This window comes from uncultured Oscillibacter sp., from assembly GCF_900544955.1.
In the GTDB taxonomy this organism is placed as follows: Bacteria; Bacillota; Clostridia; order Oscillospirales; family Oscillospiraceae; genus Oscillibacter.
In genome coordinates this window covers 1-9,324 of the sequence record NZ_UQXD01000062.1, presented here as the reverse complement: position 1 = coordinate 9,324, position 9,324 = coordinate 1, and the positions used below count along the sequence as shown (strand labels likewise).

Sequence of the window (9,324 nt, the reverse complement as noted above, 5' to 3'; positions counted from 1 at the left end):
GCCCGCCGGCGCGCTGTCCGGCGCTGCGGCTATACTTGCAGCTCCCGGTATACAAAGCAGTCCGTCAGATGGTCGTTCACCATACCCACGGCCTGCATAAACGCATAGACGATGGTGGGGCCGACAAACCGGAAGCCCAAATGCTTCAGGTCCCTGCTGATCTGTCTGGAGAGCGGCGTCTCCGCCGGGATCTCCTCCATCGTCCTCCAGTGGTTGACCACCGGCACGCCGCCCACATAGGCCCACAGGAACCGGTCAAAGCTCCCGTACTGCTCCTGTACCCGCAAAAACGCCTGGGCGTTCGTCACCGCGGCGTTGATTTTCAGGCGGTTTCGGATGATTCCCTCGTCCGCCAGCAGCGCCTGGACCTCCGCCTCCCCGTAACGCGCCACCCGGCCCGGATCAAAGCCCTCAAAGGCGCGCCGGAACGCCGCCCGCTTTTTCAGCACGGTATTCCAGCTCAGCCCGGCCTGCATCCCCTCCAGCACCAGCATCTCAAAGAGCCTCCCGTCCTCGTGCACGGGCCGCCCCCACTCCCTGTCGTGATAGTCCACGGACAGGGGAAGGTCCCCCGCCCAGGGGCATCGGATCGTTTTACACATACAGCCGTCTCCTCTCCCGTCCGCTTTTCCAGTTCGGCGCCGCGCCCTCTGCGGCCCGGGCCGCCCGGCTTCTCCCCGGGCGCCCGGCGTGCCGGCGCTGCGCCTCCGCCCCATCTTACCACACCGGCCCCCGCCCCGCAACGGTTCCCGCCCCGCCGCCGGGGATATCCGGGCGCCGGCGGCCTCTGGCGGAAAAAATTCCGTTTCCTCTTGTAAAACCGGGTGAATCGGAGTATAATATTTTGTAATTATGCAAAAGTTTGCCACCAAAAACGAGAAAACGGGTGAATATCAATGAGCTATACAAAAATCGCAGCGATTTTTGCCGACGGCGACCGGCTGGACGGCAGTGAGGTCACTGTGGGCGGCTGGGTCCGCACCATCCGGGACCTGAAGGGCTTCGGCTTCATTGAGCTGAACGACGGCTCCTGCTTCAAAAACCTCCAGGTGGTGATGGATTCCACCGCCCTGGAGAATTACCGGGAGATCGCCGCCCAGAACGTGGGCGCCGCCCTGGTCGTCACCGGCACCGTGGCCCTGACGCCGGAGGCCAAGCAGCCCCTGGAGCTGAAGGCCTCCGCCATCGCGGTGGAGGGCGTCTCCACCCCCGACTACCCCCTTCAGAAAAAGCGCCACGGCGTGGAGTTCCTGCGGACCATCCAGCACCTGCGGCCCCGGACGAACCTGTTCTCCGCGGCCTTCCGGGTGCGGAGCGCGGCGGCCTTCGCCATCCACGAGTTCTTCCAGCAGCGGGGCTTCGTCTACGTCCACACCCCCATCATCACCGCCAGCGACTGCGAGGGCGCCGGCGAGATGTTCCGGGTCACCACCCTGGACCCGCAAAACCCGCCCCTCACCGAGGACGGCGCGGTGGACTTCTCCCAGGACTTTTTCGGCAAGGCCGCCAACCTGACCGTCTCCGGCCAGCTGAACGCGGAGAACTTCGCCATGGCCTTCGGGGACGTGTACACCTTCGGCCCCACCTTCCGGGCGGAGAACTCCAACACCGCGCGCCACGCCGCCGAGTTCTGGATGATCGAGCCGGAGATGGCCTTCACCGACCTCAAGGGCGACATGGACGTGGCGGAGGCCATGATCAAGTTCGCCATCCGCCGGGTGATGGAGCGCTGCCCCGACGAGCTGCAATTCTTCAACAGCTTCGTGGACAAGGGCCTTTTGGAGCGGCTGGAGCACGTGGCCTCCTCCGACTTCGGCCGGGTGAGCTACACCGAGGCGGTGGAGATTCTGGAAAAGCACAACGACGAGTTCGACTACAAGGTGTTCTGGGGCTGCGACCTCCAGACGGAGCACGAGCGGTATCTCACCGAGCAGGTCTTCAAAAAGCCGGTGTTCGTCACCGATTATCCCAAGGAGATCAAGGCCTTCTATATGCGCATGAACGACGACGGCAAAACCGTGGCGGCGGCGGACTGCCTGGTGCCGGGCATCGGCGAAATTCTGGGCGGAAGCCAGCGCGAGGAGCGGCTGGAGGTGCTGGAGGACCGCATCCAGGAGCTGGGGATGAACCCCAAGGACTACTGGTGGTACTGCGACCTGCGGCGGTACGGAAGCTGCAAGCACGCGGGCTTCGGCTTGGGCTTCGAGCGGCTGGTGATGTACCTCACCGGCATCGGCAACATCCGGGACGTGCTGCCCCATCCCCGCACCGTGGGAAGCGCAGACTTCTAACACTTTCAAAACGGACCGGCCCAACGAGGGCCGGTCCGTTTTTTGTTGGGGCGCATCTCCCCCGTGTCCAGGGGGAATCCGGTGCAGGGGAAGCCCCGCTTCTGAGGGGCGCACCCCCTCCGCGCCCGGGGGCCAGGCAGAGAGGATGCCCCGTTTCCGGGAGAACTGTCAGGGGTGTATCTCCTCCGTGTCCGGGGAACCCCCCCCCGCACCGAGGGGACGCCCCGCGCCGGCATGGCGTCCCTCCACCTGAAGGCGGGCACTTCCCCCGCCCTCACAGCCGGATGCACTTGGTCTCCACCTTTCGCCGGAAGGCCCCGTCGTGCTCCACAAACACCATGGTGGGTCGGAACTCCAGCAGCAGCGCCTCCACCTGCATCCGGGACCACACGTCCAGATAGTTCAGCGGCTCATCCCAGATATACAGGTGGGCGCTCTCGCAGAGGCTCCGGGCAAGGAGCAGCTTTTTCTTCTGCCCGGCGGACCAGTCCGCCATGTCCTTTTCAAACTGCACCTGGGGAAAGTCCAGCTTCCGCAGGATGGCCAACAGCAGCGCCTCCTCCGCCCCGCACGCCCGGACATACTCCCGCAGCCGCCCCCGCAGATGGCCGGTGTCCTGGGGGACATAGGACACCGTCAGCCCCGAGAGCCGCGTCAGCGTCCCGGTGCAGTCCACCGCCTCCCCCAGGAGCCGCCGCAGCAGCGTGGTCTTGCCGCTGCCGTTGCCGCCCTCCAGGGACACCCGGTCCCCCGGCTCCACCTGGAAGGTCAGCGGCCCGCAGATTCGCCGCTCCCCATAGTAGGCGGACACCTCCCGCAGGTCCAGCAGCCGCCCCCGGGCGCCGAGGGGCCGCAGCTTCAGCGCCTCCGCCCGCTCCTGGTCCCGCAGCAGCCCCGCCTTCTCCTCCAGCGCCTTCTCCCGCCGGTTTTCGATGGCCTTGGCCCGCTGCATCATCTTGGCCGACTTGTGTCCGATGAAGCCCCGGTCCGGCCGCAGGCCGGAATTCCGGGTGCCGATCTTCGTGGCCTCCACCCGGTCCGACCAGACGGCGGTCTGGGCCGCCGCCTGGCGCAGGCGCCCCACCTCCTTTTTCAGCCGCTGGTTCTGGGCCTCCTCAAAGGCATCCCGGCGGCTCTTGTTCTCCCACCAGGAGGAGAAGTTCCCCGCCTGGACCTCCGGTCCCGTCCGGTTCAGCGCCAGGATGTGGTCCACGCAGCCGTCCAGGAAATCCCGGTCGTGGGACACCAGCAAAAACCCCTTCTTCCGCCGGAGATACGCTGCCGCCGCCCGCCGCCCGGCGGCGTCCAGATGGTTGGTGGGCTCGTCGATGAGGAGATAGCGCTCCTCCCCGCAAAACAGCGCCGCCAGCAGGCATTTCGTCCGCTCCCCGTTGGAGAGGGTGTCGAAGGGCCGGTACAGCGCCTCCGCCTCCACGCCCAGCAGCCCCGTCTCCCGCAGGAACTCCCACTCCTCCGCCTCCGGGCGCAGGGCGCAGAGAACATCCAGGGTCATGGCCGCCCCGTCCGCCACCGGATAGGGGAAATAGGCGCACGGCACCGGGCAGGCAATGCTGCCGGTATAGGGGTACTGCCCCAGCAGCAGCCGCAAAAACGTGGTCTTCCCCCGGCCGTTCCGGCCCAGAAAGCCCAGCTTCCAATCCGTGTCCAGCTGAACGCTGACATCCTCAAACACATTGTCATAGCTGCCCGGATAGGCAAACGTCAGGTGTTCCACCCGCAGTAAAGACATCTTCATTCCTCCCGTCTGTGCAAAAAAATGGCCGCAGGAAAGATTCCTGCGGCCTACAGCACGACGGACTCCGCCCGCAATATGCGGACGGCTGCGGCTGAAAAACGGCGCGAAAGGACGATCTCTCTCCTGCTCCCGGCGCCGGCAAAGCCTCCCCCGCAGACGGGCAGCGCGCTCCGCTGCCTCCCCGCTGGGGAATCCGGCGCCCTATGGTGTTTCAGCAGGAAGTAGAAATCATCCTTTCACCTCTTCCGTTTCAAAATTCAGCTCTATTATACCAGTTCCGGCCCCGCAAGTCAAGCAGCCGGCGGAACTGTCCCTGTTGTAAATACGTGTCGCCGGTAAAAACTCCGTCAAGCTCACCAAACAACCTTGAGAGGAACAGGTTCATATGATAAAATATAAAAAAGCAAGTCGTATGAGGCGGATAAGGCGTACTCGACGACGGGAATTCGACGGAGGATTTAAACATGAAAACTCTTTATGAAAAATATAAAAAAATCAAAATAGACGGCACTTGGATCGGCTTGGCTTTTGAAGATAATGATCAATATTTTTGTACACCCATAGGTGCAAAAGTAATCGGATGGGATAATGGCATACACTATTGTTTTATTGAAGGATTTGGAGATATGGTTTTCTGCGTCAATCCCGAATCCTGTTGTGATTATTATGTCTACCCTGTGGCAAAAAACTTTTATGACTTTTTGAGTTTGATACTCGCCACCCAAAACACAAATTCAATGCAGCAAGTCATTTTATGGGATAAGCAAACGTTTGAAAGTTTCATGAATAACCCGGAAAATATTGAATATGCGGCAAAACAAGAAGTAACAGACGCACTAAACACGATTCGTATGGAACTGGGTGTAATGCCAATGGAAAAACCGTTTGAATATATCAAGGAGCTGCAAAGAGGTTTTCCTTACGAACATATTTGCTTTTCCAATGAATATTATGATACTTTGGGGCTGGAACGGCCAGATGGAACAGAGGCTGATGAGAATGGATTTGAATTTGATGCCGTTGAATTCCGCTTTGAAAAAAATTGACTATGGATTTATTTGGCTGTTTAGATGCGCCTTATTGGCATCAGGCGCAATAATAGCCCCAAAATCACGACACATCTTCAGTGTAGGGATTTTGGGGCTATTGCGACATAGGACCGGTTCGCCGCACCTGATCGCTACACGTATCTACAACAGGGAGGTGGAAATCCCGCCTCCCTGAAATTTTTCCCGCCGGCGCCCCGTTTCCCTCTTCCCTTTCGCCGGATTTCGTGGTATATTTTTCTGGCGCACAGAAGTAATACCTTTTGTTTTCGAGATCGGATTCTATCAAACGTTGGAGGCTGCTGTATGAAGATTCTGTCCGACATTGAGATTGCCCAGTCCTGCCCCCTGAAGCCCATCACGGAGATCGCCAAAACCGCTGGGGTGGGCGATGCCTACCTGGAGCTCTACGGCAACTACAAGGCCAAGGTGGACTACCGGCTGCTGCGGGAGTCCACCCGCAGCGACGGCAAGCTGATCCTGGTGACGGCCATCAACCCCACCCCCGCCGGGGAGGGGAAGACCACCACCACCGTGGGCCTGGCGGACGCCATGCGGCGGCTGGGGAAGAACACCCTGGTGGCCCTGCGGGAGCCCTCCCTGGGCCCGGTGTTCGGCGTGAAGGGCGGCGCCGCCGGCGGCGGCTATGCCCAGGTGGTACCCATGGAGGACATCAACCTCCACTTCACCGGCGATTTCCACGCCATCGGCGCGGCCAACAACCTGCTGGCCGCAATGCTGGACAACCACATCCAGCAGGGGAACCAACTGGGCATCGACGCCAAACGGATCACCTGGAAGCGCTGCGTGGACATGAACGACCGCCAGCTGCGCAATATCGTGGACGGTCTGGGCGGCCGGATGCAGGGCGTGCCCCGGGAGGACGGTTTTGACATCACCGTGGCCAGCGAGATCATGGCCGTGCTGTGCCTGGCCGCCGACATCCCGGACTTGAAGGCCCGGCTGGGCCGGATGGTGGTGGGCTATACCTATGGCGGCGCCCCCGTCACCGCCCACGACCTGAAGGCCGAGGGCGCCATGGCCGCCCTGCTGAAGGACGCTCTGAAGCCCAACCTGGTACAGACCCTGGAGGGCACCCCCGCCTTCATCCACGGCGGGCCCTTCGCCAACATCGCCCACGGCTGCAACTCCGTGATGGCCACCCGCATGGCCATGCGCCTGGCGGACTACACCGTGACGGAGGCGGGCTTCGGCGCGGACCTGGGGGCGGAGAAGTTCCTGGACATCAAGTGCCGCCTGGCGGGGCTGCGGCCCAGCGCCGTGGTGGTGGTGGCCACCGTCCGGGCCCTGAAAAACCACGGCGGCGTGCCCAAGGCGGAGCTGAACGCGGAGAACCTGCCCGCCCTGGAGCGGGGGCTGCCCAATCTGCTCCAGCACGTGGAGAACATCACCCAGGTCTTCGGCCTGCCCTGCGTGGTGGCCGTCAACGCCTTCCCCACCGACACCGCCGCCGAGCTGAAGCTGGTGGAGGATCGGTGCCGGGAGCTGGGGGTCCGGGTGGCGCTCAGCGAAGTGTGGTCCAAGGGCGGCGAGGGCGGCCTGGCCCTGGCGGAGGAGGTGGTCCGGCTGTGCCAGCAGCCCGGCGATTTCCGCTTCGCCTACGACGCGGAGGACGGCATCGAGCAGAAGCTGAACGACATCGCCCGGAAGATTTACCACGCCGACGGCGCCGTGATGACCGCCGCCGCCCAGAAGCAGGCCCGGGAGCTGGAGGCGCTGGGCTTCGGCAAGCTGCCCATCTGCATGGCCAAGACGCAGTACTCCTTCTCCGACGACGCCGCCAAGCTGGGGGCGCCCCGGGATTTCCAGATCACCGTGCGGAATCTGAAGGTCTCCGCCGGGGCCGGGTTCCTGGTGGCCCTCACCGGGGACATCATGACCATGCCGGGGCTGCCGAAGGTGCCCGCGGCGGAGAAGATCGACGTGGACGAAAACGGGAAGATCACCGGGCTGTTCTGAGCCGCGGAATACACCAAAGGAGACGGGACCGCCGCGGCGGTCCCGTCTCCTTTGATTTTGCCGTCGGGAGGGGAGGTCTCCCCGCCGGCAGGGGCGCCGTCCGTCTCCGGCGGGGCCGTCCCCCCGCCCGGAAAGGCATACCCCGCGCACACACGCCGTCCCCCGCGCCTCGCGGCAAAAGGCCGGAGGCGCAGGCCCCGCCCGCCGGACGCAAACGCCGGAGCGGAGCCTGCGCCTCCGGCGCAAGGTCACTGGGGGAGGGTCTGCACCGTCCCCCGGGCGCAGTCTACGGACACCATCACGCCGTCCTTCAGCCGCCGGGTGACGCCCACGGCGCCCACGATCACCGGCTTGTTCAGGGTCAGGCCCACCGTGGCGGTGTGGCTGTCGGCGCTGGCCTCCTCGCTGATGACCGCGGCGGCCTGGCGGATATAGGGCAGCAGCTCATTGGTGGTATAGGGGACTACCAGCACGTCGCCGGGCTGGAACTTCTCCTCCACCTCCTCCAGGCTGCGGCACACGCACAGGCGCCCGCCGATCTTCTGGTCGCCGATGCCCACGGCGTTCACCAGGGAGCCGCCCACCTGGTGGACCCGGATCATGTTGGTGGTGCCGGTGACCCCCACGGGGACGCCGGCGGTGACCACCACCAGGTCCCCCTGTTTCACAACGCCCGCGTCCACCGCCGTCTGCACCGCCAGGTCCACCAGTTCGTCGGTGTTGCTGGCGTAGGGCATGGTCATGGGCTCCACGCCCCAGTAGAGGGCCATCTGCCGCTGCACCTGGGGGTCCAGCAGCAGGGCCACCACCGTGGTGCCGGGGCGGAACCGGCTCACCATCTGGGCCGTGACACCCCGCTGGCTGACGGTGAGGATGGCGTCCGCGCCGATGTCCATGGCCGTGGTGCAGGCGGCGTGGGCTGTGGCGGCGGTGATGGAGAGGCGCTCCTTTCCCATCACCTTCAGCGGCCGCACCATCTCGTCCACGTTGGTCTCCGTCTTCCGGGCAATGGCGTCCATGGTGCGCACCGCCTCCACCGGGTACTTGCCCGCCGCCGTCTCGCCGGAGAGCATGATGGCGGAGGTGCCGTCATAGATGGCGTTGGCCACGTCGGTGATCTCCGCCCGGGTGGGGCGGGGGTTCTCCATCATGGAGTCCAGCATCTGGGTGGCGGTGATGACCGGCTTGCCCCGGGCCACGCACTGGGCGATCATCTGCTTTTGGAGGACGGGGATCTCCGTGAAGTCGATCTCCACCCCCAGATCGCCCCGGGCCACCATGATGCCGTCCGCCACCGCCAGAATCTCCGGCAGGTTGGAAATGCCCTCCTGGTTCTCCACCTTGGCGATGATGCGGATGCCGGAGCCCGCCTGGTCCAGCACACTGCGGATCTCCCGCACGTCGGCGGCGGAGCGGACGAAGCTGGCGGCGATATAGTCAAAGCCCTGCTCCACGCCGAAGAGGATGTCCTCCCGGTCCCGCTGGCTCATATAGGGCATGTTCAGCCGCACGCCGGGGACGTTGACCCCCTTCTTGTCCTTCATCACGCCGTCGTTCTCCACCCGGCAGCGGATGTTGGTGGCGGTGGTCTCCAGCACCGTCAGGCGCACCAGCCCGTCGTCCAGCAGGATGGTGTCCCCCTCCTTCACGTCGCCGGGCAGGTCGCCGAAGGTGATGGCACAGCGGTGCTCGTCGCCAGGGACGTCCTCGGTGGTGAGGGTGAACTCCTCCCCCGCCGTCAGCTGAACGGAGCCGTTTGCAAAGGACTTCAGGCGGATTTCCGGGCCCTTGGTGTCCAGCATGGCGGCCACCGGACGGCCCAGCTCCTCCCGCAGGGCCTTCAGGGTCTCCAGCCGGACCTTGTGCTCTTCATGGCTGCCGTGGGAGAAGTTGAACCGGGCCACGTTCATGCCGGCCAGAATCATCTCCCGCAGCACGCCCTCCCGGTCCGTGGCCGGTCCCAGGGTGCAGACGATCTTCGTCTTCCTCATCTTCATACTCATATTCCTATAACCGCCTTTCACAGGTAATCGTTTTCGTTCCGGTGGTATTGTATCACACTCCCGGCGGATGGAAAAGCCCCAGAATGTAAAAAAACTGCAAAAAGTCCAAAGTTTTTTTCGGTTCTGACTGCCAAAAAACGACGTTTCCAGGTCGGCGAGGCGCCATTGCCGCCCCGGCGGAGCGGGTGCCGGGCGGCCTTGCTCCGCCGGGAGGAGCCCCGGGTCCGGTGCGGGCGGCGGAGGACGGC

Annotated in this window: 6 protein-coding genes; 3 read left to right on the top strand and 3 right to left on the bottom strand. The window is 63.9% G+C overall.

Features of this window, described 5'->3' with window-relative positions:
* Window positions 1–29: 29 nt before the first annotated feature.
* On the bottom strand, window positions 30–602 hold the full coding sequence (locus QZS21_RS11090; RefSeq protein WP_295583365.1) for a DNA-3-methyladenine glycosylase I: 573 nt from the start codon (window positions 600–602) through the stop codon (window positions 30–32).
* A gap of 294 nt (window positions 603–896) precedes the next feature.
* On the opposite strand from QZS21_RS11090, the gene asnS reads away from it, so the two are divergent.
* Window positions 897–2,291: an asparagine--tRNA ligase gene (asnS, locus tag QZS21_RS11085; protein ID WP_295583363.1), complete on the top strand. Its 1,395-nt coding sequence runs from the start codon at window positions 897–899 to the stop codon at window positions 2,289–2,291.
* Between the two features lie 274 nt (window positions 2,292–2,565).
* Here the strand turns inward: asnS and abc-f are convergent, their stop codons facing one another.
* Window positions 2,566–4,041, bottom strand: coding sequence for a ribosomal protection-like ABC-F family protein (abc-f, locus tag QZS21_RS11080; protein WP_295583361.1), 1,476 nt, complete (start codon window positions 4,039–4,041; stop codon window positions 2,566–2,568).
* Between the two features lie 470 nt (window positions 4,042–4,511).
* Here abc-f and QZS21_RS11075 point away from each other — a divergent pair, with 470 nt between their 5' ends.
* Complete coding sequence (locus QZS21_RS11075) at window positions 4,512–5,093, top strand: hypothetical protein (protein ID WP_295583359.1); 582 nt, start codon at window positions 4,512–4,514, stop codon at window positions 5,091–5,093.
* A gap of 306 nt (window positions 5,094–5,399) precedes the next feature.
* The gene (locus tag QZS21_RS11070; protein ID WP_295583357.1) at window positions 5,400–7,073 is read left to right on the top strand and encodes a formate--tetrahydrofolate ligase; all 1,674 of its coding nucleotides are present in this window, start codon (window positions 5,400–5,402) and stop codon (window positions 7,071–7,073) included.
* A 248-nt stretch (window positions 7,074–7,321) separates the two neighbouring features.
* Here QZS21_RS11070 and pyk read toward each other — a convergent pair whose 3' ends face one another.
* Window positions 7,322–9,064 carry a pyruvate kinase gene (gene pyk / locus QZS21_RS11065; RefSeq protein WP_295583367.1) on the bottom strand — a complete coding sequence of 581 codons (1,743 nt, stop codon included), beginning with the start codon at window positions 9,062–9,064 and terminating at the stop codon, window positions 7,322–7,324.
* Window positions 9,065–9,324: the final 260 nt, after the last annotated feature.